The following is a 21,783-nucleotide window of genomic DNA, read 5'->3' on the forward strand; positions in this document are numbered from 1 at the left end:
TAAATAATGAAGAAAACTAAAATTGTTAGTACCTTAGGGCCAGCTTCAAATGATATTGAAACTATTACAGCTTTGGCTAAGTCAGGCGTAAATGTATTTCGTTTCAACTTTTCACATGGTGACCATGCTGAGCATCTTTCACGAATGAAAATGGTTCGTCAAGTTGAAAAAGAAACTGGCTTAGTACTTGGTATTGCATTGGATACCAAAGGTGCTGAGATTAGAACCACTGATCAAGAAGGTGGCAAGTTTACCATTAATACTGGAGACCAAATTCGTGTGTCGATGGATGATTCTAAGCCTGGTAACAAGGACATGATTCACGTTACTTACGAAGGTCTTTATGGTGATACTCACGTTGGTGGTCACGTTTTAATTGATGATGGTTTAGTTGACTTATTAATTAAAGAAAAAGACGAAGAAAAGAAAGAATTAGTTTGTGAAGCTCAAAATACGGGTGTTATCGGTTCTAAGAAGGGTGTTAATGCACCTGGCGTCGAAATTCGCCTCCCAGGAATTACTGAAAAAGACACTGATGACATCAAGTTTGGTTTAGCTCATGGCATTAACTTTATCTTTGCTTCGTTTGCACGTAAGGCGCAAGACATTCTTGATATTCGTAAGCTTTGTGAAGATGCTGGCTGTGATTATGTTAAGATTTATCCTAAGATTGAATCACAAGAAGGTATTGATAATGCAGATGAAATCTTACAAGTTTCAGATGGTTTAATGGTTGCCCGTGGTGACATGGGTGTTGAAATTCCGTTTATTGATGTGCCATTTGTTCAAAAAGATTTAATCAAGAGGGCAAACGCACTTGGTAAGCCTGTCATTACTGCTACTCAAATGCTTGACTCAATGCAAGAAAATCCTCGTCCAACTCGTGCTGAGGTTTCCGATGTTGCTAATGCCGTTCTCGATGGTACTGATGCGACTATGCTTTCTGGTGAATCAGCTAATGGTTTGTACCCAGTTAAAGCTGTTTCAGCAATGGCTGAAATTGATGAAAGAACTGAACAAGAACTTCTTAAACGTAACACTCTAGCTCTGCAAAGATTTGAAGAATACAAGGGTTCAAACGTTACTGAAGCTATTGGTGAATCAGTTGTGCGGACTGCACAAGAATTAGGTGTTAAAACCATTATTACTGCAACTAATTCCGGTTATACTGCAAGAATGATTTCCAAGTACCGTCCAAATGCTAACATTTTAGCTTTAACTTTTGACGAGAAGATCCAACACTCACTTGGCATTTCTTGGGGTGTTCAACCTTTGCTTACTGAAAAACCTGCTTCTACTGATGACATGTTCGAAGTAGCAGCTAAAGTTGCTAAAGAACAAGGTTATGTTCAAGATGGTGATTTAGTAATCATTGTTGCTGGTGTTCCTGTTGGTGACTCAGGTACAACCAATTTGATGAAACTACAGATTATCGGCAGCAAGCTAGCTCAGGGACTTGGCGTTGGTAATGGCTCTGTTGTTGGTAAAACAGTTGTTGTTAACAGTGCTGAAGAAGCTATTAGCAAGGTTAAAGAGGGAGATATCATGGTTGCCAGAACCACTGATCCTGATTACATGCCTGCAATTAAGAAGGTTTCAGGCTTAGTTGTGGAAGCATCAGGTTTGACTTCACACGCTGCTGTTGTTGGTTTGTCATTAGGAATTCCGGTTGTAGTTGGAGTTACTGATGCAACAGAAAAGATTGGCAGCGGTATTACTATTACTGTTGATGCTCGTCGTGGTGCTATTTATCAAGGCGAAGTTTCAAATCTTTAATTAAAAGCAAGAATCAAAATAGCCAGTGATTGTTACTGGCTATTTTTGTTTGTTTTAAAATTTAGGCAAACGAATGGTAAATTTAGATTGACTAATGTCAATTTGTTCCTTTAAAATGATATACTTGTTATCAGATCCCATTCTAGATGTAGGAGAAAAATCATGCTTGGCACAATTGCAACTGGAAAAATAATAGACCAAAACGAAGAATCTTTTTTTGTTCAAATCGACGGCATTACTTATGAACTTAAAAGAAAAGAAATAACACAGGAAGAAAAGCCACAGCTCGGAGATCAAATCAAGGGATTTTTATACGATGATAAGCAGCATAATCGTGAAATGACGCAGTTTTTACCTTTTGCTCAAAAAGACCAATATGGCTGGAGCAAAGTTACCGAAGTAAAATATAATTTAGGTGTTTTTGTCGATATTGGCTTGCCAGATAAAGATGTTGTAATTTCAATGGACGACTTGCCTTATGACAAAGAGCGTTGGCCCCAACCTGAAGATCAGCTTTTGGTTCATCTTGAAACAGATGAAAAAAATCGTATTTGGGCAAAACTGGCGGATGAGAATATTTTTGAACAGTTGGCAGCTCATTTTCCTAGTGATATGAAGAATAAAGATATTTTTGGTACTGTATATTCTGCCCGTGAAGTAGGTGCATTTATAATCACCAAAGAGTATTATTTAGGTTTTGTTCATCCATCACAAATGGCACGTCCCTTGCGTTTGGGTGAGCAGTTCAAAGGTAGGGTGGTTGGTATTAGCCAATATGGTCGCTTGAATTTGAGTACTCTGCCACGAGCTTTTGAAGAAATTGATGATGATGCACAAATGATTTTAATGAGTTTGCGCAGGAAGAAAGATAAGACTTTGCCTTTTTACGATAAATCTGACGCACAGGAGATTAAAAATTATTTTGGTATCTCCAAATCGGCCTTTAAGAGAGCTTTAGGACACTTACTTAAAGCTAAATACATAAAAGAAGACAAAGAAGCTGGTTCCATCTCATTATTAAAAGATCCAGAAGATGCCCAAAATGACTAATTTATCAGAACAAGTTGAAGATTATTTAAGATATAGTCAGGTTGAACGTGGCCTGAGTAATAACACAATTACAGCATACAGGCAGGATCTAACTTCATTTGTATGTTTTCTCCAAAAGGAAAATTTAACTTCCTGGCCTACTCAAGCTGTTGACATCGATGCTTTTTTGGCAGAACAACGCGATCAAAAAAAGGCCACAAGTTCTATTAGCCGCTTAATTACCAGTTTGCGTAAGTTCTACCAGTGGCTAGTAAGACAGAATATTCAAAAACTCAATCCAATGCTTGAAATAGATTCGCCTAAAAAGCGGCGTACTTTGCCAGTCGCTTTGACAGTTAATGAAGTTAATAATTTGCTTGAGCAACCTGATACAAAAAAGAAATTAGGTTTACGTGATAGAGCCTTACTTGAAACTTTGTATGCAACTGGGATTAGAGTAAGCGAATTAATTAATCTCAAATTTACTGATTTGCATGAAGAACTGAAACTGGTTAAAGTTTTTGGCAAGGGATCAAAAGAGCGATTAATTCCAATTAGCGAAGTAGCTTTAAGTTGGATAGACAGCTATAAGGAAAAAGTTCGCGATCCTTTAATATTAAAAATTGGCAAAAATACTGATTTCATTTTTCTTAATAGCAGGGGAGGCTCTTTGACAAGACAAGCAGTTTGGCAAATTATTAAGCATTATTGTAAAATGGCAGGTATTCAGAAAAATGTTACTCCACATACTTTAAGACATACTTTTGCAACACATTTATTGGAAAATGGGGCAGATTTACGTGTTGTCCAAGAAATTTTGGGACATTCAGATATTAGTACAACTCAAATTTATACAAATTTGTCCCAAAAACATATTTTACAAGTTTACGAAAAAACGCATCCTCGAACATAAGGTGGTTAAATGCTAATTGAATGTAAAAATGATAAAGAAAAGGTAGCTATGGGCTTATTATCTTATCTATCTGATTTTAAAAATCTGGCTAATCTCAAGGATGAAATTCAATTAAATAAAAGTAGTGCTGAGTTTTGCTTATATCTCTATCGTTCCAAGGCTCCTAATTTTATAGGGGTAATAGGTACACAATCAAGTAAACATTTTGTAATCATTCGTTATATTTCTTTTGCTCCTGATTATCGTAAAGTTAAGTACGAAGCTAGAGCCGTTCAAGAGTTGGCACAAAATAATCCCAGCAAAGTTATTACGGCTGTTCCTGAATATATTTATTTAATTAAGTATCTAAAAAAGGATACAGAAAAATGAGTGATAACCTTACCCTTGAACTGCCTAACTTTGAAGGCCCTTTGGATCTGCTATTGCATTTAATAAAAGTGCAAAAAATTGATATTTATGACATTCCAATAGCTCAGATTACAAGCCAATATCTAGCTTATTTGCACCAAATGCAAAAACTTAATTTGAAAATTGCAGGAGAATATTTTGTTATGTCATCGATGCTTTTGCGAATTAAGTCTCAATCTCTTCTTCCGCAAAATGATTTTACTGAAGAAAATGATGAACAAGAGGATCCAAGAGATGAATTAGTACAGCAGCTTATTACTTACTCGGTTTTTAAAAAAGTTTCAGCATACTTCAAAAAGCGCAATGAGGAAGTCCCAATTACTGCTGCTAAAGAGGAAAGTGCTCCAGAAAGCAAAAAAATTCAGCCTTTGCCAAAAGGACAAATTACTTCTACTGAATTAGCTAATACTTTTATTATTATTTTACAAAGACTGAAAATCAGACAGCCTGATATTGTTTCAGTTGAAGTAAAGGAAACTTCCGTCAAAGAAATGAGTACTTTCTTGCAAGAGGAATTGGCACGAAACAAGCGGTTAAGTTTTTTTGCCTGTTGTCAAAAAATGAAAACTTTATCTGATGTTATTGGTTTGTTCCTTGCACTGCTTGAACTTTGTAAAAAACAGGAAATTCGGGTAAAACAAAAGAGGATGTTTGGTGACCTGAACTTGGAAAGAGTTGGTAGTAATGATAAGTAAAATGGCGCAGTTAGAAGCGTTATTATATGTTGCCGGCGATAATGGCATTGAAAGCAGCAACTTATGCGAACTTTTGCAGGTTGGCAAACCTGCATTGCGAGAAATAAGCAAAAATTTACGAGAAAAATTACAAAAAAATCCTGATTCAGGATTACAAATACAACATCTTAATGATGTTTACAAATTGACAACTAGACCAGAAGTTAGTAAAACAATCGAAAATTTTTTTCAAAAAGATTTATCAAAGAGCTTAAGTCAATCGGCATTGGAAATACTATCTATTATTGCTTATCGGCAACCAATTACACGTGTAGAAATAGATGACATCAGAGGCGTAAATTCATCTGGGGCTCTGCAAACATTAATCTGGCGTGGATTAGTTAAAATTAATGGAAAAAAAGATGCGCCGGGTCATCCTAATTTATATGTAACAAGTGAGTATTTTTTGCAATACTTTGGGTACCAAAGTCTGGCTGATTTACCATTAATAGAAGATTTCGAAGATGATAGCATTAATAGTGAAGGTGAAATAGATTTGTTTGCAGCTAAAGGACAAGCTGATAAAAATATTGCAAAAACTCAAAAAGGAGCAAAATAATGGTTTTAGAACGGTTGCAAAAGGTAATTGCTGAAGCGGGAATTGCTTCCAGGCGCAAAGCTGAAAAAATGATTTCTGCAGGTCGAGTCACTGTTGATGGCAATGTAGTAACTAAACTTGGTACTAAAGTGGATACTTTTAGTAATATTACGGTTGATGGTGAACCCATTGAAAGAGAAAGTTTGCATACTTATCTCTTTTACAAGCCTAGAGGAGTGGTCTCAACTGCAAATGATGATAAGGGGAGAAAAACAGTTGTCGATTATTTTAAAGATTTGCCTTATCGACTATATCCAATCGGCAGACTAGACTATGATACTTCTGGATTACTTTTAATGACTAATGATGGTGAACTGGCCAATTTATTGATGCATCCGCGAAACAATGTAGCCAAGGTTTATGTTGCCAAGATTTCTGGAATCCTTACCCTAGATGAAATCAGTCAGCTGAAGCATGGAGTCAAAATTGATCGACATCGCTGTGCTCCTGCAAAAGTTAAGGTTATTAGGACTGATCGTAAAAAGGACAATCAAATAGTGCAATTGACAATTCATGAAGGTCAATATCATCAAGTAAAAAGAATGTTCAAGGCAGTTCACCACCATGTGAAAAAATTAGCACGCGAGAAATACGCTTTTCTTACACTTGATTCTCTCATTTCAGGAACGTACCGAGAATTGTCTCATGAAGAAGTTGACAGATTAAAAAACGTAGATTAGTATAGTATGTGAAATTTGATAAATAAGTTTGTTGTCTTCATGGCAGGGTGAAAGTCCCGACCGGTGGTGTAAGTCCACGACCCACGCAAGTGGTGGAATCTATTGAGATACCGATAGTTAGAGTCTAGATGAAAGAAGACAGACTAAACTAAAAGCCAAGATCTTAAGCTTACTTTTACTCGGTCTGTTGCTAGAAGCAACAGACCGAGTTTTTTTGGAGGTAAGAATTTTGCAAAAAAAAAGCAGAAATAATTTAGTTAATATTTTGGCTTATACTTTAATTGGTACAATTGCCTATGTATTAATGCTTTTGGAGATACCATTGCCAATAACTAGTTTTCTAAAATTTGACTTCTCGGATGTAGTAATTACAATTGGGACATTTTTATTCGGGCCCGGACCTGGTATCTTTATCGCTTTTGTCAGAATGCTGATCAATTTAATATACAAAGGCTTTGCTTTACCTAGTTTGGTAGGACAATCAGCAGCTTTTTTAGCTTCAATATCTTTTGCTTTACCATTTTATTATTTAACAAAGAATATTAGCAAGAATGAGAAAAATTTTTCTAAAAAATATTTAAAACCAATTTTGGGGATTGTTCTCGGTATTATAGCTATGGCATTTGTACTTTCTGTACTGAATGTGTTGGTTTTAACGCCTTTTTATGCGGTTACCACTGTACCTAATTTGCCGACAATACATGGATATTCTGGTTTACTTTCTTTTACTGAAAAGGTTTACTTGGGTAAACTGCTACACATTCCATCAATGAGTGCATATATTTTTGGCATTATAGTTCCATTTAACTTGTTAAAAGGAACAATCAATGGCGTCGTAGTTTATTTACTATTTGAAACTGTTCTGAGAACTTTTAAACCTTTTGTAAGGAAAAATTTTAATCTTAAAAATTAAATCTTAAAAATATTGTAAATCGGTCTAGTAAATGACCGATTTTTTTGTCCACTTAAATGTTAAATATGCTAAAATTAAACAGGTTAGGTAAGGAGGTTTTTCAGATGAATAATAACTCAAAAGAACCATATCAGCATTATAAGCGTCCAAAAAAGCCGAGAGTAGAAACTTATTCTTCCGTATCAAAAGGCTGGATTGCTTTGATAATTCTGATTGTAGTTATTCTTATCGGTCTTGTTCCTGTGGTTCATAACTTGGCATCAAACAATGGTTCAAATGAAAAAGCAGTTGAAGTACGTAAAGCTGCCAGAAAAGAAAATACTAAGAAAAAAGATACTAATAAAAAGGCTACGGTTCAGCCTGTAAAAAGTAAAGAAACTAAAGACAAGGCTAAACCAAAGACAAAATCATCTAAAAAAACTCCAAAAAAGCCTAAAAAGAAACATGTTGTGATTAAACAATATGTCGTACAAGAAGGGGATTCCTTAACTAGTATTGCCCGCCATTTTAACATTTCAGTTGGCCAATTGGCAGAGTTGAATCAACTTGATCCCAATAGTCAGGTGGATACAGGACAAACTTTACGAATTAGATAATTTAGAAAGGACAGGGACTTAAGTCCCTTTTTTATTGGAATGCAAATAGCAATTGATGGTCCAGCTTCAGCTGGAAAAAGTACTGTAGCAAAAATTATCGCCCATAAGCTTAATTTTACATATATTGATACGGGGGCAATGTATCGGGCTTCGACTTGGATTGCACGAGAAAATAACATTGATTACGGCAATGAAAAAGGTATTTTAACTGCCATTGATCATGAAAAAATTGAATTTAAATTTAAAAATGGTCAGCAAAAAATATATGCTGGTAATAAAGATATTACTCAGGCAATACGTACTCCTGATATTTCTGCCAATGTTTCTCAAGTTTCGGCATTAGCCGGAATCAGGGAAAAAATGGTCAGTCTGCAAAGGCAAATGGCCGGCAAAATGGACGTTGTGATGGATGGACGTGATATTGGAACTACGGTTTTGCCCAACGCTGCAGTAAAGATATTTTTGGTTGCTTCAGTTCATTCTCGCGCTGAAAGAAGAATGCTAGATTTTAAAGAAAGAGGGATTAAAACTAATCAGTCTCTTGAAGAAATTGAGCACGATATTTCAGAAAGAGATTATAAGGACTCACACCGAAAAATTTCACCATTAAAAAAGGCACAAGATGCTATTGAAATAGACACTACTTCTATGAGTGTTGATCAAGTGGTAAATGCAATTTTATCAGAAATTAAAAAAAGTCAAAAAAAACTATAAAAAAGGGTATAAAACAGTAGAAAAATATCAAACTTTCATTTAAAATTAGAGTATGATATTGGGAGGTAAATAATGTCAGAAAACAGTAATCAATTTTTAGATGCATTAAAGCAAATGCAAGGAGTTGAGGTCGGAGATATTGTAGATGTTGAAGTATTAGACGTTGAAGAAGGTCAAATCGATGTTGGTGTTGAAAATGCCGGTATTGAAGGTGTAATTCCTCGTCGTGAATACACTTCGGATCGCAACGTTGACCTACGTGAAGCAGTTAAGCCTGGAGATAAGCTCAAAGCTTTGGTTTTGAGAAAAGCTGGCGGTGACAAAGAAAACGGAGAATTCTTCTTCTCAGTTACCCGCTTAAAGGAAAGAGAAGCTTACGATGAATTGCAAAAAGACTTTGAAGAAGGCAAGACAATTGAAGGTACAGTCACTTCTTCAGTTCGTGGCGGTTTATTAGTTGATGTGGGTACAAGAGGATTTCTACCTGCTTCATTGATTTCAAATCGTTATGTTTCAGACCTTAAGCCATTTATTGGTAAAACGATGAAACTCAAGATTACAGAGATTGATCCAAGTAAGAACCGTTTAATCCTTTCTCACAAAGACTTAATTGAAGAAGAACGTGAAGAAGCTTTTGATAATGTTGCATCACAATTAGTTGTGGGTGACGTTGTTGAAGGTAAGGTTTCTCGTCTGACTAACTTTGGTGCTTTTGTTGATGTAGGTGGTGTGGACGGATTAGTTCATATCTCCGAGATTTCATATAAGCATGTTGACAAGCCAAGTGATGTTTTAAAGGCAGGTCAAGATGTAAAAGTTAAAGTAATTGGTATTGATGATGATAGACATCGCATCTCCCTTTCCATTAAGCAAACTGAACCTTCTCCATTCGAACAAGCTACAGCTGACTTACACGAAGGCGATGTATTTGAAGGTGAAGTTAAGTCTTTAACTAACTTCGGAGCTTTTGTTGAAGTTGCTGATGGTATTCAAGGTTTAGTTCATGTTTCAGAAATATCATATAAACACGTAGACAAGCCTAGTGATGTTTTAAAAGTTGGTCAAAAAGTTAAAGTAAAAGTTTTAAATATTGACCCTAATGAACGTCGCATTTCACTTTCTATGAAAGCTGCTGAACCTAAGAACTCTGATGGCGAAGGAAATCGCTCACATAATTCTTACAATCACAATTCAGTTAACAAGAAGTATATGAATAATGATGACAGTGGCTTTGCTTTAGGTGACATCATTGGTGATCAATTAAAGGATCGTCATTAAATTTAATAAAAAAGCCGACTTTAGAGTCGGTTTTTTTATTTGTAAAAGGAGGCTGAAAAATGGTTTTACCTGTAGTTGCAATTGTAGGACAGCCTAATGTTGGTAAATCAACGCTTTTCAACCGTATTATTAATCAACGTTTAGCAATAGTGGAAGATAAACCCGGTGTTACCAGAGATCGTAATTATGCTCCAGCTGAGTGGTTAGGTCATAAATTTGATTTAATAGATACTGGTGGAATTACCTGGGAAGATAGTAATATTGAAGAAGAAATCAGAGCACAGGCAGAAATAGCAATTGAAGAAGCCGACGTCATCGTATTTTTAACTAATGTTACAAATCATGTTACTAACCTCGATGAACGGATAGCTCAGATGCTTTATCAAACTAAAAAACCGGTAATTTTAGCGGTTAACAAAGCAGATAATCCTGAACAACGTATGGACATTTATGACTTTTATAGTTTAGGTTTTGGTGACCCAATTCCAATTTCGAGTGTGCATGGTACAGGTATTGGAGATTTGCTGGATCAAATAGTGGCCAGCTTGCCCAAAGACATAAGCTTGAATAATAATGAGCAAATATCATTTAGTGTTATTGGTCGACCAAATGTAGGTAAATCCTCAATTGTCAATCGTCTAGTAGGCGAAAAAAGAGTTATCGTAAATAACGAAGAAGGAACTACCCGAGATGCAGTCGATACTCCATTTAAAACCCAGGATGGCACAAAATTCAGAATTGTAGATACTGCTGGCATAAGACGTAGAGGAAAAGTTTACGAAAAAACTGAAAAATATTCTGTAATGAGAGCAATGGGTGCCATTGAGCATTCTAATGTTGTATGTTTGGTACTTGACGCAAGTACAGGCATTAGGGAACAAGATAAACATGTTGCAGGATATGCTCATGATGCTGGACGAGGCATCATTATTTTGGTCAATAAATGGGATTTACCAAGAAAAACCAGTAATAGCGGCAAGGACTTTGAACAAACTATTCGAACTGAATTTCAGTATCTTGACTATGCTCCAATCTTGTTTGTTTCTGCTAAAACTGGTCAAAATATAGAAAAGATTCCGAAACTAGTACAAAAAGTTTATCGAAATCAACAACAAAGAATTAAGTCCAGTGTATTAAACGATTTATTATTAGAAGCAAGCAAATTGGTTCCAACACCAATGATTAAAGGAAAGAGATTACGAGTTTATTATATGACCCAAGTATCTACTAATCCGCCGACATTTGTAGTTTTCGTAAATGATCCTGAATTAATGCACTTTTCTTATCAACGCTTCTTGATCAATCAGCTACGTGAAAATTTTGATTTTGATGGAACCCCCATTAAGATAATTGCACGAAAAAGAAAATAGTTTGTATCTACCAAATGCATAAAAATCACATTTTTAGTTTAAATTGCTTGTTGTATCAGGGGTTTTGTGCTATTTTGAAATCAAGGAAATAGTGATTTAAATAATCATTTATTCCTTGTTTCTCAATTGAGGAATTAATTAGGAATCTTAAAATAAGATTCAAGTATCAGGAGGTGATTTCCCAATGGCAAATAAGGCAGAATTAGTCACTGAAGTTGCATCAAAGACAAAATTAACTAAAAAAGATGCAGCTGCAGCAGTTGATGCAATTTTTAGTTCTATCCAAGATGACCTTTCTAAAGGTAAGAAAGTACAATTAATTGGTTTTGGAACTTTTGAAGTGCGTAAGCGTGCAGCCCGTAAAGGACGTAATCCACAAACTGGCAAAGAAATTCAAATTCCAGCAAGTGTTGTACCAGCATTTAGACCCGGTAAGGCTCTTAAAGAAGCTGTTAAATAGCTTAATAGTTTTATCTAAAAAGATGGTGGCTAATTCGCCATCATCTTTTTGTGTGTTATCATTTAAACTGATTAAGTTGGGTAATATAGATAGTTAGTAATGGAGGAATGAGAATGAGCTACTCTGAAAAGCTTCTTGATGCAATTGAGCAGCAGGATTTTTCTCAAGAAAAAATATTATTAGAAAAAGCTTTAGAAAAGGATAAACCTGAAATCTTAGCTTCATTGGCAGAAAATTTAGTAGGACTGGGTTTTTCAGATCTGGCAAAAGAAATATATCGCAGTTTAATTGCTCGTTTTCCCCGAGAGGACATTTTCAAAATATATTTAGCAGAGATTTTATTAAATGACGGTAAAGATGAAGATGGTCTTACTTTGCTTTATAATATTGCTCCTGATTCTTCCTCTTATCTTGACAGCTTATTAGTTCAAGCTGATTATTATCAAACCAATGGGTTGATTGAAACAGCCTATAAAAAACTGCTAGAGGCAGAAAAAATTGCCCCAGATGAGGATGTTGTAAAGTTCGGTTTGGCTGAACTCGATTATCTCAGTGGTAATTACGAACAGGCTCTTAACAGATATCAAGATTTGATAAAACGACATAAAACTTTTAGTGAAGTAAATTTAAATGATCGTCTTTTTCAAACCCTTGCAAAATTAGGACGGTATGAAGAGGCCGGTGAAGTTATTGCCAAAAATGGCAATGATCTTCTTGACATTGATAGTAAATATCAGGCGGCATTAGTAATGTTAACTTTACATAAAGACGATCAGGCAATTAAATACTTAAATGAGGTAATTGATCAGAGTCCCGATTATGTAAATGCGTACCGCTTGCTAACTACAGCATACGAGCACAAGAACAATAATGAGCAGGAATTACGTTCTGCTCAGGCCGGTCTTGCCTACAATGAACTAGATCCAGTTTTATACAAAAAGGGTGCACAAGCAGCAGTTAAATTGAACGAATTGGATACTGCTGAAAACTTGCTAAAAAAAGGTATTAAAAATATTCCTGAAAGTTTAGATTTACGCATACAATTGTCTAATCTTTATGTTAAAGAAAATAAAAATGATGAAAATATTGCACTTTTTGCCAAAGTTAACGATGAAGATCTGGAAGCTCAAGCTCATTGGAATTTAGCTCTTTCTTACCAAAATTTAGATCAGAGCGCAAAAGCCAAAAGTGAATTTTTACTGGCTTATCCTGAATTTAAAAATAACAGTGCTTTTTTAAAACAAATGATTCGTTTCTTCAATACTGAGCCAAACTCAAAAGATATCGTCAAAGAATTATTAAACTCTTATTTGAAACTCGAACCTGAGGATACTGAGATGCAGGAATTGAATGATGAATTGTTATAATGATTAAAACAATATGTACTTTGATGAAAAAGAAAGTTTTTATGCTTCATTTTTATTATTTATTAGCCCGTTGTTTTTATCAGTTCCCACCAAATTAGTTTGATGTGAAGAATCATTTTCTAATCAGAAGGTGATGGCTTTTTTGTTTATAAGTAAAACCCTCTCCTAAGACTTCATGGACTTCAATGACGCTAACAAAAGCATGAGGATCTTCTGCAGCAATCAGTTCTTTTACTAATGGAATTTCTCTTGGTGAAACAACAAGATAGATTACAGGTCGTTTGGTTTTTTTATAACCACCGCGAGCTTCAAGATAAGTAAAACCACGATCTAATTTCAAATCTATCATTTTAGCAATTTGTTGATAATTATCAGAGATAATAAGCAGACCACGTGCAGAATAGGCTCCTTGCTGGACGGCATCCATAACTTTAGAAAGAATAAATGCTGCTACTAAAGTATACATAATATGCTTGAGGTCTAAATATGATAAGGATGATAATAAAATAATCGTGTCGCAGAACAATAAAACTTTGCCAGAAGACATGCCATACTTCATTTGCATAATGCGGGCAATAATATCTGTGCCACCAGAAGTGCCATTATACCGAAAAACTAAACCCAGGCCAATACCAGAAAGGGTTCCAGCAAGTATGGCAGATAAGAAGAGGTCGTGTTCTAAGTTCAATTGATATATAATAGGGGTTAAGCGCCAGAACCACAAGAAAAATGACAGCCAAAGCGTTCCCCAGATAGTATAGGCTAAAAGTCTTTTACCCATAAAACGATATCCTAGAATTATCAAAGGAATATTTAATAGCAAAGACGACAAACCCATGTTAATGCCCCAGAAGTGTCTCAAAAGCAAAGTAATGCCACTAATGCCACCATCTGTAAGCCTATTTGGTGCAGAGACCACGTCAAGGCTGAAGCCATAAATTCCACAGCCAATCATGATCATTATAAGTTCAAAAATATTTCTTTTGTTAATCTTTTTCATGATAATAAAACTTTCTTTATATAAATTGATACTTTAAAATTACCATAAATTAAAAATAAAAACACAGATAAATGAGTTGAGATAATAATGATAAAAATAAACAATTTACCACCAATTTTTACAGCCGCTTTTCCCGTGCTCAAGCAGTTAGAGCAAGCTGGTTATGAAGCATATTTTGTAGGAGGATCGATTCGCGATTTGATTTTAAAAAGACCGATTCACGACATAGATATTGCTACCAGTGCATATCCCGCAGAAGTAAAAAGAATTTTTCCAAAAACTATTGATACAGGAATTAAACATGGTACTGTTACTGTTTTAAATGATGGCGCTAGTTATGAAATTACCACATTTAGAACAGAATCGGGTTATCAAGACTTTCGCCGACCGGATCACGTCACTTTTGTACAAAATCTAGCTGAAGATTTAAAAAGACGTGATTTTACTATCAATGCATTGGCAATGAACAGAACAGGGGAAATAATTGATCTTTTCAATGGCTTGGGGGATTTGCAAAAACACCTTATTAAAGCAGTAGGAGATCCCATGAAAAGATTTCATGAAGATGCTTTACGTATGATGAGAGCAGTCCGCTTCATGAGTCAGCTTAATTTTGATCTTGAATCTCAAACTAAAGAAGCAGTAAGTGACTTACATCAATTATTGTCCAAAATTTCAGTCGAAAGAATCCGTGATGAATTTGTCAAAATGGGTACCGGAATAAATTCTCGGGATGCCTTCAAAATCTTTTTACAAACTAAGTTAAGTGAAAGCGTGCCTGATTTTGCTGGTAAAAGTGATTTACTGGCAATTTATCCTAAGTTAAAATTTAACCCCAGTTTGGAAACCAGTCTTTGGTCTATAATTATTATTTTGCTAAAAATTTCAGATAACCAAATAGCTCGCTTTATGCGTGATTGGAAAAATTCAAATGCTATGACAGAAAAAGTCAGAAAAATTGTGGCTCTGTTTGATTTGATTTCTGAAAAATCGCCTTCTGATCTTGAGCTGTTTAATGCCGGTAAAGATATTTTGCTTAACACGATAGACGTGGCGCATATTTTAGGACAGCCGGTCAATTCCGAAGCATTGGTTGATCGCTATACAGCTTTGCCAATTAAGTCAATGTCAGAATTGGCTATTGACGGTCAATTCTTGATTACAAACGGCATAAAGCCTGGACCAAAATTGGGTCAAATTCTTAATCAAATTAAACAAAAAGTTATTGCAGGAGAGTTAGATAATTCTGAAGATGAAATCCAGGAATATTTGCAACAAATAAATTAACCTAGACGTAAAGAAGAACAGAAAAAAACATTAAAGTTGATCCTAAAATGACAAACAGGTGCCAAATCACATGAATAAAGGGAATCCTTTTCATTGTGTATAATAGTGCACCAACAGTATAAGCTACACCTCCGCTAACTAGTAGCCAGAACCCAACGGGGCTGAGTCGTACATACAAATGATTACCTGCTAAAATTACCAGCCAGCCCATAGCAACGTATAAAATAGTGTCTAATATAACGTGTTTGCCACGATTAAAAATGTAGTAGATGATGCCAAATATCGCAATTATCCAAACCAGAGTAAATAACATTATGCCCCATTTGCCACCTATTGCTACAAGGGAAAAGGGAGTATATGATCCTGCAATTAGCAGAAAAATTGATGAATGATCAAAAATTTGAAAAACATTGCGAGCCCGAGTGAAGATGAGACTATGGAAAAGTGTAGAGAAAAGATAAAGCAGAAGCAAACAAGAGCCATAAATAGTGAAAGTAACTATTCTTAATAGACTATGTGTTGAAACGGCTTTGATAATTAAAAGTACTAATCCGGCAACTGCCAGGCAAAAACCAATTCCATGCGTGACAGCACTGAGGATATTATCTACTATGTAATAAGTTTTGGATCTTTGTTCAGGTTCTTGCCAGATTTTTTGCAATTTCATAATGAAACAGTTTGTTCGCTTTCTTTTTTTTGCTAGTTTTTTTGCTATAATAATTATAATTAATACAGTTCACATTCTATCATAAATGAGAACATCAAATCAGAATTGAGGGCGAGTACGTTGTCAGAAATAAAAATTTTGACTGATTCTTCCGCGCAGTTAACGCCGGAGGAAATTAAAAAATATCATATAACCGTTGTGCCTTTATCGGTCACAATCGATGGTGATACTTATCTTGACGGAGTGGAAATAACCAGACAGCAATTTGTCCAAAAAATGAGTGAATCTAAAAAGTTGCCAACTACGAGCCAACCACCTATTGGAACCATGGTTGATACGATTAATGAATTAACTAAAGATGGTAGCGAAGTCATTGGCATATTTTTGGCGAAGGTATTAAGCGGCACAATTGATGCAGCTCGTCAGGCAGTTAAGCTAACTGGTAAATCAGATCTGGTACATATAGTTGACTCTGAATTAACTGATCGTTCTGAAGGATTTCAGGTTTTGGCAGCTGCGCGAGATATTGCCGCTGGCAAAAGTATTCCTGAAATTTTGGCTCATATTGAAAAAATTAAAAAAACTCAGCGTTTGCATTTACTTATTGTCAATTTAGAAAATGTGGTTAAAGGTGGACGGTTAGGTCCTTTAGCTGGTAAAATTGTCAACATGCTTAATATACACATTGAATTGCAAATGCCGAATGGTCATTTGAAAATTGCAAAAAAAGGAAGAGGCAAGAAGTTTTCTTTAGCTTTTGATAAACGCATTTTAGATGAAATTGAGGCCAACAAAGAAAAAATCAAGGAAGTCGGCATCTCATATGTTGCAACGGGAAGCACACCGCAAAAGCTACTCGATTTTGCCCAAAAAATTAAAGATATTAATTCTAAAATTGATGTTTTAGTGCGAGAAACCAGTCCTATTATTGCAACGCATGCAGGGATGGGAGCATACGCAGTTTTGTATTACACGGAGTAAAAATTGGCATATAGAGAAAGCTTTTATCGCTATTTAATGACACAGCGTAATGCTGATTCAAATGATGAAGTTGCGCAGTTTGCAAATAATGCACAAAATGATCAGACTTTTCCCAAGCAAGAGCAAAATTATGAAAAATTATCTGATTATCTTGAGCTTAATGGTGGTTATTTACCAAGCATGAGCATTTTTGACAAAGCATATCAAATGTATCGTGAAAAGATGACGTATTAAATTAGGGCTCCTAATTGCTATGGAGCCCTTTTCGCGTAAGAAAGGCAAAAAATGGTTAATATTCAGTGGTATCCAGGGCATATGAATAAAGCTCGGAATCAACTTGAAGATAAAATGAATTTAATTGATGTCATTGTAGAAGTTTTAGATGCACGAATTCCTCAATCATCACGTAACCCAATGATCGAAAAACTTGTAGGCAGTAAACCACATTTGATTATTCTAAATAAAGCTGATTTGGCAGATCCAGTGATGACTAAAAGGTGGCAGAAAAAGTTTACCACTAAAGGAAAGTTTGTGATGGCTCTGGATTCTCTTCATAATACCAATATGCAAGTGCTCGTGAAGATGATCAAAAAAGCTGCTGCAGCGAAAATTGAAAAATTACAACAAAAAGGTGCATCAAGCCCTGTTATCCGAGTTGCAATTGCTGGTATCCCCAATTGCGGCAAGTCCACAATTATTAATCGTCTTGTTGGTCGCAATGTCACTCAGGTTGGTAATAAACCGGGAGTAACCAAGGGGCAAAATTGGCTCAAAACTGCGGATAATATTCAAATTTTAGATACACCTGGCATTTTGTGGCCTAAATTTGAGGATCAAACAGTTGGATTAAAGCTTGCCGCGCTTGGGGCGATTAAGGATACTGTTTTTAGCGCTGATGATGTTGCTTTATTTTTATTAGCAAAGTTACGCAAGCACTATTTGAATGATTTAATCAAATTTGCTAGAACTTCCAAAGAAGAAATTCAAAACATTAATGATACTGATCTGTTACTGGCACTAACGGAAGAATATGGCATGCGTGACGATTATGATCGTTTCTCTATGTACCTACTGCAGCGTTTACGTAAAGGAAAAATAGGAAGGGTTACTTTGGATCGGATATGACAATTGGTGAAATAAAAAAATTTCTTTCAAAAGGCCCGGTCAACCCAGAAGATTTGAGTATTTTAGAAAACGATACTCGTGTAGGCGTTCAAAAGCTCTTACTTAGTTATCATAATCGCCAGCAAAAATTAGCCAAGAAAAAGGCTGCATTCACAAAAAGGTTTGCCTATGAGAAAACTTTTTGGGCCAAACAGGAGATCGTTGCAGGGGTAGATGAAGTTGGCAGAGGACCATTAGCTGGTCCTGTTGTGACAGCTGCTGTAATTATTGATGACAATTTTGATTTGACAGATGTTAATGACTCTAAGAAATTAAGTGCCAGTCGCCGCTTGGAATTATACCCTTTAATTTTAAAGGAAGCGGTTAGTGTGGCAGTTGGCATAAAAAGCTCGCAAGTGATTGATGAAATAAATATTTATGAAGCAGACCGTTTAGCAATGGCTGAAGCTGTAATGAATTTAGACGTCAAACCTGATGCTTTGCTGGTTGATGCTATGCAAGTACCGGTTAAATTGCCGCAGGTTCGGTTAATAAAGGGCGACTCAAAATCCAATTCTATTGCTGCTGCTTCCATTGTTGCCAAAGTATTCAGGGATAAATTGATGGCTGACTACGCCAAAATTTACCCTGAATATCATTTTGATGAAAATGCTGGCTATGGCACTCAGGCTCATCTTCAAGCACTTGAAAAATTTGGTCCAACGCCAATTCATCGTAAAACTTTTGCACCAGTGAATTCTTTTTATAAATAAAAAATATGCCTCCTTTTTACGTATTTGTATTTAGGAGGTTTTTTATGAAGACTACCAATTTTCTCTTGCGCTTGAAATTACAAAAAGGCATCGGATATGTTAAGATGTTACGTGTTGCGAGCCAGTTAAAAGTTGCTGATGTTGACATTCAGACTATTAAAAACTTAAATTTGACAAGTAATTTGATAAAAGTCTGTCTAAATGCTTATAATGATATTTATGCGGATAAAATGATCAGAAGAATAGAAAAACAATGTCAGGTTATCAGTTTTTTTGATAAAGAATATCCCGAAAAACTACGTCAAATATATCAGCCACCTTTAATTTTGTTTTTACAAGGAAATTTGAATTTACTTCAGAAAAGAATTGTTACAATTGTTGGTTCACGTCAAGCCACTGGTTACAGTGGCTTAGTTTTGAATAAAATTGTGCCCAATTTAATAAAAGATGACTTTATTATTGCCAGTGGATTGGCTAAGGGTGTCGATGTTATGGCACATAACGCAGCACTGAAATTTAATGGACAAACAATTGCAGTGGTGGGTAATGGTTTAAATTATTTTTATCCTTCGATAAATCAGCAGGTGCAGGAAGAAATTGCTCAAAAAGGTTTACTAGTGAGTGAATATCTACCTGACACTCCACCAAGACCTTATAGATTTCCCCAACGAAACAGAATTTTGGCTGGGATAGCTGAAAGTGTAATTGTTACTGAGGCAAAGCAGAAGTCAGGTTCTCTGATTACAGCAAACTTAGCTTTACAAGAGAATCGTGATATTTACGCTTTACCTGGTCCAATTACCAGTGAGCTGTCTCAAGGACCCAATGAACTTATTCAAGCAGGTGCATATCCAATCACTGATTTTGATTTGCGACTTGAAAGATTTGACAATTAGTAGTTAAATATTCTATTCTCAATGAGTATTTAAAAAAGAATTTAATGAGGAGGCTTTTGATGCCTACTAAATCTAAGCCAAAGAAACGTAAGAAGACACTAGTAATAGTTGAGTCTCCGGCTAAGGCTAAAACAATTGAAAAATATTTAGGACGTAATTATCGTGTAATTGCTTCAAAAGGTCATATTCGTGACTTGCCCAAGTCACAAATGGGAATCGATTTTGACAATAACTATAAGCCAAAATATATTTCTATTAGAGGTAAGGGCGATACTATTAAGGAACTAAAGTCTGAAGCTAAAAAAGCCAAGAATGTATATTTAGCGTCTGACCCGGATCGTGAAGGTGAAGCAATTGCGTGGCATGTTGCTCATGTACTTGACTTGGATCAAAAAGACAAAAATCGGGTCACATTTAATGAGGTAACCAAGGACGCTGTCAAAAATAGCTTTAAAAATCCGAGAACAATTGATATGGACACTGTCAATGCTCAACAAGCTCGCCGTATTCTGGACAGAATTGTTGGCTATTCACTATCTCCTATTTTGTGGGAAAAAGTCAAAAAGGGATTGAGTGCTGGACGTGTTCAGTCAGTCGCATTAAAGCTGGTAATTGATCGTGAAAAGGAAATCAAGAACTTTAAGCCACAGGAATATTGGACTATTGATGCAGAATTCAAAAAATTAAGAAAGACTTTTAATGGTCAGTTTTGGGGTATTAACGGCAAAAAAACTGATTTACCTGATAATGATTCTGTCAAAAAAGTTTTGGCTAAAATTGATAAAAAGAAAAACTTTCAAGTCGCAAATGTTGTTAAACGTGAGCGTCGACGTCAGCCTGCCGCTCCCTTTACAACTTCGACAATGCAGCAGGAAGCAAATAAACGTCTGAATTATCGTACCAGAAGAACAATGAGCATTGCCCAGCAGCTTTATGAAGGCATTAGCCTGGGTAAACAGGGTACAGTCGGTTTGATTACCTATATGAGAACTGATTCTAAACGGACATCCCCAATTGCACAGGCGGAAGCCTCTAAGTTTTTAAATGAAAATTATGGCAAAGAATATGCCGCTAAAGGAGCACGCCATTTCAAAAACCAAGAGGATGCTCAAGATGCCCATGAAGCTATCAGGCCAACCAGTGTTTATCGAACTCCAGAGTCTCTCAAATCTGTTTTAACTACTGAACAATATCGTTTGTATAAATTGATTTGGTCCAGATTTTTAGCCAGTGAGATGACTCCAGCTGTTTATGACACAGTAAGAGCTGATATTACGCAAAATGGGGTAATATTCAGAACTACGGGCTCGAAAATGAAATTTGCCGGCTTTACCAAAGTTTATGATAATCAACAGGAAAAAAATGTTGAATTACCTGAATTAAACGAGGGAGATAAAGTTAAGTTAGCCAAGTCTGATAATAAGCAGCATTTCACTATGCCACCTGCCAGATACACAGAGGCCAGCTTAGTTCATTCATTAGAAGAAAATGGTGTTGGTCGTCCTTCAACCTATGCACCGACAATTGATACTATCCAGCGACGCTACTACGTTAAATTAGATGGTAAATCTATCGTTCCCACAGAGCTAGGCGAGATTGTCGATAATTTGATCGAAAAATTTTTCCCTGATATTGTCAACATCGACTTTACAGCGCAACTGGAAAATGACCTTGACGGAATTGAAGAGGGCAAGAAAAATTGGGTCAAAGTAATTGATGATTATTATCATCCCTTTAAAAAAGAGCTGGATAAAGCTGACGCTGATATCAAAAAGGTGCAAATAAAAGATGAGCCTGCCGGTTTCAATTGTGATATCTGTGGTGCGCCGATGGTTATTAAAATGGGACGCTATGGTAAATTTTACGCCTGCTCACGTTTCCCAGATTGTCGCAATACAAAGGCAATTGTAAAAAAGGTTGGCGTTATTTGTCCGAAATGCGGCAAAGGTGACGTGATTGAGAAAAAATCAAAGCGTAACCGCAAGTTTTATGGCTGTTCACGTTACCCTGATTGTGACTTTGTTTCTTGGGACAAGCCTATTAACCGCAATTGTCCTAACTGTGGTCATTTTCTAGTTGAAAAAAGAAATAAAAAAGGACCTGTTGTTCTTTGTCCAAATGGCGATTATAAAGAAGAAACAAGTGCTGAAAAAGATACTGTAGAAAGTTAAATTTATGTTAATATCATCAGATCAGTCATGATTTGATGATATTCTTGTATATAAAGTAAAATAATTTT

At 35.7% G+C, this 21,783-nt stretch carries 23 protein-coding genes and 1 riboswitch; of the genes, 21 read left to right on the forward strand and 2 right to left on the reverse strand.

The genetic code is table 11. The features are described 5' to 3' along the window. The first annotated feature begins 6 nt into the window (after window positions 1-6). The 14 genes from pyk to JF76_RS04860 all read left to right on the forward strand — a co-directional run bounded on the left by pyk (window position 7) and on the right by JF76_RS04860 (window position 12,836). Window positions 7-1,776, forward strand: a complete 1,770-nt coding sequence (pyk, locus tag JF76_RS04795) for a pyruvate kinase (protein ID WP_045928042.1) — start codon at window positions 7-9, stop codon at window positions 1,774-1,776. 162 nt (window positions 1,777-1,938) lie between these two features. Beyond that, window positions 1,939-2,826: a CvfB family protein gene (locus JF76_RS04800; protein ID WP_045928043.1), complete on the forward strand. Its 888-nt coding sequence runs from the start codon at window positions 1,939-1,941 to the stop codon at window positions 2,824-2,826. Beyond that, window positions 2,819-3,718, forward strand: a complete 900-nt coding sequence (gene xerD, locus JF76_RS04805) for a site-specific tyrosine recombinase XerD (protein WP_045928044.1) — start codon at window positions 2,819-2,821, stop codon at window positions 3,716-3,718. Before JF76_RS04800 ends, xerD begins: the two co-directional genes overlap by 8 nt. Window positions 3,719-3,727: 9 nt before the next feature. Continuing rightward, window positions 3,728-4,087, forward strand: coding sequence for a reductase (locus tag JF76_RS04810; RefSeq protein WP_045928045.1), 360 nt, complete (start codon window positions 3,728-3,730; stop codon window positions 4,085-4,087). Continuing rightward, complete coding sequence (locus JF76_RS04815; protein ID WP_045928046.1) at window positions 4,084-4,821, forward strand: segregation and condensation protein A; 738 nt, start codon at window positions 4,084-4,086, stop codon at window positions 4,819-4,821. The genes JF76_RS04810 and JF76_RS04815 overlap by 4 nt, the downstream gene beginning before the upstream one ends. Then, window positions 4,811-5,419: an SMC-Scp complex subunit ScpB gene (gene scpB / locus JF76_RS04820; protein WP_045928047.1), complete on the forward strand. Its 609-nt coding sequence runs from the start codon at window positions 4,811-4,813 to the stop codon at window positions 5,417-5,419. Before JF76_RS04815 ends, scpB begins: the two co-directional genes overlap by 11 nt. Next, complete coding sequence (locus JF76_RS04825; RefSeq protein ID WP_045928048.1) at window positions 5,419-6,138, forward strand: pseudouridine synthase; 720 nt, start codon at window positions 5,419-5,421, stop codon at window positions 6,136-6,138. Before scpB ends, JF76_RS04825 begins: the two co-directional genes overlap by 1 nt. 29 nt (window positions 6,139-6,167) lie before the next feature. Then, a riboswitch (FMN riboswitch) is annotated at window positions 6,168-6,282 on the forward strand. 82 nt (window positions 6,283-6,364) lie between these two features. Then, window positions 6,365-7,051 carry an ECF transporter S component gene (locus JF76_RS04830; RefSeq protein WP_045928940.1) on the forward strand — a complete coding sequence of 229 codons (687 nt, stop codon included), beginning with the start codon at window positions 6,365-6,367 and terminating at the stop codon, window positions 7,049-7,051. Window positions 7,052-7,155: 104 nt separating this feature from the next. Next, window positions 7,156-7,647: a LysM peptidoglycan-binding domain-containing protein gene (locus JF76_RS04835; RefSeq protein WP_045928049.1), complete on the forward strand. Its 492-nt coding sequence runs from the start codon at window positions 7,156-7,158 to the stop codon at window positions 7,645-7,647. A 39-nt stretch (window positions 7,648-7,686) separates the two neighbouring features. Continuing rightward, window positions 7,687-8,361: a (d)CMP kinase gene (gene cmk / locus JF76_RS04840; RefSeq protein ID WP_045928050.1), complete on the forward strand. Its 675-nt coding sequence runs from the start codon at window positions 7,687-7,689 to the stop codon at window positions 8,359-8,361. Window positions 8,362-8,433: 72 nt separating this feature from the next. Beyond that, a complete protein-coding gene (gene rpsA / locus JF76_RS04845; protein WP_045928051.1) occupies window positions 8,434-9,639 on the forward strand; it encodes a 30S ribosomal protein S1 in 1,206 nt (401 codons plus the stop codon). A 59-nt stretch (window positions 9,640-9,698) separates the two neighbouring features. Then, window positions 9,699-11,009: a ribosome biogenesis GTPase Der gene (der, locus tag JF76_RS04850; RefSeq protein ID WP_034979233.1), complete on the forward strand. Its 1,311-nt coding sequence runs from the start codon at window positions 9,699-9,701 to the stop codon at window positions 11,007-11,009. Between the two features lie 184 nt (window positions 11,010-11,193). Beyond that, complete coding sequence (locus JF76_RS04855) at window positions 11,194-11,469, forward strand: HU family DNA-binding protein (protein ID WP_034979230.1); 276 nt, start codon at window positions 11,194-11,196, stop codon at window positions 11,467-11,469. Between the two features lie 113 nt (window positions 11,470-11,582). Beyond that, window positions 11,583-12,836 (forward strand): tetratricopeptide repeat protein, encoded by a 1,254-nt coding sequence (locus JF76_RS04860; RefSeq protein ID WP_045928052.1) that lies wholly within the window; start codon window positions 11,583-11,585, stop codon window positions 12,834-12,836. Window positions 12,837-12,948: 112 nt separating this feature from the next. On the opposite strand, the gene JF76_RS04865 is transcribed toward JF76_RS04860, so the two are convergent. Beyond that, complete coding sequence (locus JF76_RS04865) at window positions 12,949-13,836, reverse strand: YitT family protein (protein WP_034979223.1); 888 nt, start codon at window positions 13,834-13,836, stop codon at window positions 12,949-12,951. 87 nt (window positions 13,837-13,923) lie between these two features. Between JF76_RS04865 and JF76_RS04870 the strand changes: the two genes are divergently transcribed. Further along, entirely contained in the window at window positions 13,924-15,123 is a 1,200-nt protein-coding gene (locus tag JF76_RS04870) for a CCA tRNA nucleotidyltransferase (RefSeq protein WP_045928053.1), read from the forward strand. Between the two features lies 1 nt (window position 15,124). On the opposite strand, the gene trhA is transcribed toward JF76_RS04870, so the two are convergent. Beyond that, window positions 15,125-15,790: a PAQR family membrane homeostasis protein TrhA gene (gene trhA / locus JF76_RS04875; RefSeq protein WP_045928054.1), complete on the reverse strand. Its 666-nt coding sequence runs from the start codon at window positions 15,788-15,790 to the stop codon at window positions 15,125-15,127. 120 nt (window positions 15,791-15,910) lie between these two features. On the opposite strand from trhA, the gene JF76_RS04880 reads away from it, so the two are divergent. Genes JF76_RS04880 through topA form a run of 6 tightly spaced genes read left to right on the forward strand, consistent with a single transcriptional unit; the run spans window position 15,911 to window position 21,715 of the window. Then, entirely contained in the window at window positions 15,911-16,771 is an 861-nt protein-coding gene (locus JF76_RS04880) for a DegV family protein (protein ID WP_034979218.1), read from the forward strand. Window positions 16,772-16,774: 3 nt separating this feature from the next. Continuing rightward, window positions 16,775-17,005 carry a YozE family protein gene (locus JF76_RS04885; RefSeq protein WP_034979215.1) on the forward strand — a complete coding sequence of 77 codons (231 nt, stop codon included), beginning with the start codon at window positions 16,775-16,777 and terminating at the stop codon, window positions 17,003-17,005. Window positions 17,006-17,056: 51 nt separating this feature from the next. Then, the gene (gene ylqF, locus JF76_RS04890; RefSeq protein ID WP_045928055.1) at window positions 17,057-17,896 is read left to right on the forward strand and encodes a ribosome biogenesis GTPase YlqF; all 840 of its coding nucleotides are present in this window, start codon (window positions 17,057-17,059) and stop codon (window positions 17,894-17,896) included. Continuing rightward, window positions 17,893-18,648 (forward strand): ribonuclease HII, encoded by a 756-nt coding sequence (locus tag JF76_RS04895; protein ID WP_045928056.1) that lies wholly within the window; start codon window positions 17,893-17,895, stop codon window positions 18,646-18,648. Before ylqF ends, JF76_RS04895 begins: the two co-directional genes overlap by 4 nt. Before the next feature lie 44 nt (window positions 18,649-18,692). Further along, on the forward strand, window positions 18,693-19,544 hold the full coding sequence (gene dprA, locus JF76_RS04900) for a DNA-processing protein DprA (RefSeq protein ID WP_045928057.1): 852 nt from the start codon (window positions 18,693-18,695) through the stop codon (window positions 19,542-19,544). Window positions 19,545-19,603: 59 nt separating this feature from the next. Further along, on the forward strand, window positions 19,604-21,715 hold the full coding sequence (gene topA / locus JF76_RS04905; RefSeq protein WP_045928058.1) for a type I DNA topoisomerase: 2,112 nt from the start codon (window positions 19,604-19,606) through the stop codon (window positions 21,713-21,715). Window positions 21,716-21,783: the final 68 nt, after the last annotated feature.

The sequence above is a fragment of the Lactobacillus kullabergensis genome (genome assembly GCF_000967195.1).
GTDB lineage: Bacteria > Bacillota > Bacilli > Lactobacillales > Lactobacillaceae > Lactobacillus > Lactobacillus kullabergensis.

Excerpts from the sequence above, each read along its gene's own strand:
- pyk (WP_045928042.1), top strand. The coding sequence starts at position 7 with ATGAAGAAAACTAAAATTGTTAGTACCTTAGGGCCAGCTTCAAATGAT.
- JF76_RS04800 (WP_045928043.1), top strand. The coding sequence starts at position 1,939 with ATGCTTGGCACAATTGCAACTGGAAAAATAATAGACCAAAACGAAGAA.
- xerD (WP_045928044.1), top strand. The coding sequence starts at position 2,819 with ATGACTAATTTATCAGAACAAGTTGAAGATTATTTAAGATATAGTCAG.
- JF76_RS04810 (WP_045928045.1), top strand. The coding sequence starts at position 3,728 with ATGCTAATTGAATGTAAAAATGATAAAGAAAAGGTAGCTATGGGCTTA.
- JF76_RS04815 (WP_045928046.1), top strand. The coding sequence starts at position 4,084 with ATGAGTGATAACCTTACCCTTGAACTGCCTAACTTTGAAGGCCCTTTG.
- scpB (WP_045928047.1), top strand. The coding sequence starts at position 4,811 with ATGATAAGTAAAATGGCGCAGTTAGAAGCGTTATTATATGTTGCCGGC.
- JF76_RS04825 (WP_045928048.1), top strand. The coding sequence starts at position 5,419 with ATGGTTTTAGAACGGTTGCAAAAGGTAATTGCTGAAGCGGGAATTGCT.
- JF76_RS04835 (WP_045928049.1), top strand. The coding sequence starts at position 7,156 with ATGAATAATAACTCAAAAGAACCATATCAGCATTATAAGCGTCCAAAA.
- cmk (WP_045928050.1), top strand. The coding sequence starts at position 7,687 with ATGCAAATAGCAATTGATGGTCCAGCTTCAGCTGGAAAAAGTACTGTA.
- rpsA (WP_045928051.1), top strand. The coding sequence starts at position 8,434 with ATGTCAGAAAACAGTAATCAATTTTTAGATGCATTAAAGCAAATGCAA.
- der (WP_034979233.1), top strand. The coding sequence starts at position 9,699 with ATGGTTTTACCTGTAGTTGCAATTGTAGGACAGCCTAATGTTGGTAAA.
- JF76_RS04855 (WP_034979230.1), top strand. The coding sequence starts at position 11,194 with ATGGCAAATAAGGCAGAATTAGTCACTGAAGTTGCATCAAAGACAAAA.
- JF76_RS04860 (WP_045928052.1), top strand. The coding sequence starts at position 11,583 with ATGAGCTACTCTGAAAAGCTTCTTGATGCAATTGAGCAGCAGGATTTT.
- JF76_RS04865 (WP_034979223.1), bottom strand. The coding sequence starts at position 13,836 with ATGAAAAAGATTAACAAAAGAAATATTTTTGAACTTATAATGATCATG.
- JF76_RS04870 (WP_045928053.1), top strand. The coding sequence starts at position 13,924 with ATGATAAAAATAAACAATTTACCACCAATTTTTACAGCCGCTTTTCCC.
- trhA (WP_045928054.1), bottom strand. The coding sequence starts at position 15,790 with ATGAAATTGCAAAAAATCTGGCAAGAACCTGAACAAAGATCCAAAACT.
- ylqF (WP_045928055.1), top strand. The coding sequence starts at position 17,057 with ATGGTTAATATTCAGTGGTATCCAGGGCATATGAATAAAGCTCGGAAT.
- JF76_RS04895 (WP_045928056.1), top strand. The coding sequence starts at position 17,893 with ATGACAATTGGTGAAATAAAAAAATTTCTTTCAAAAGGCCCGGTCAAC.
- dprA (WP_045928057.1), top strand. The coding sequence starts at position 18,693 with ATGAAGACTACCAATTTTCTCTTGCGCTTGAAATTACAAAAAGGCATC.
- topA (WP_045928058.1), top strand. The coding sequence starts at position 19,604 with ATGCCTACTAAATCTAAGCCAAAGAAACGTAAGAAGACACTAGTAATA.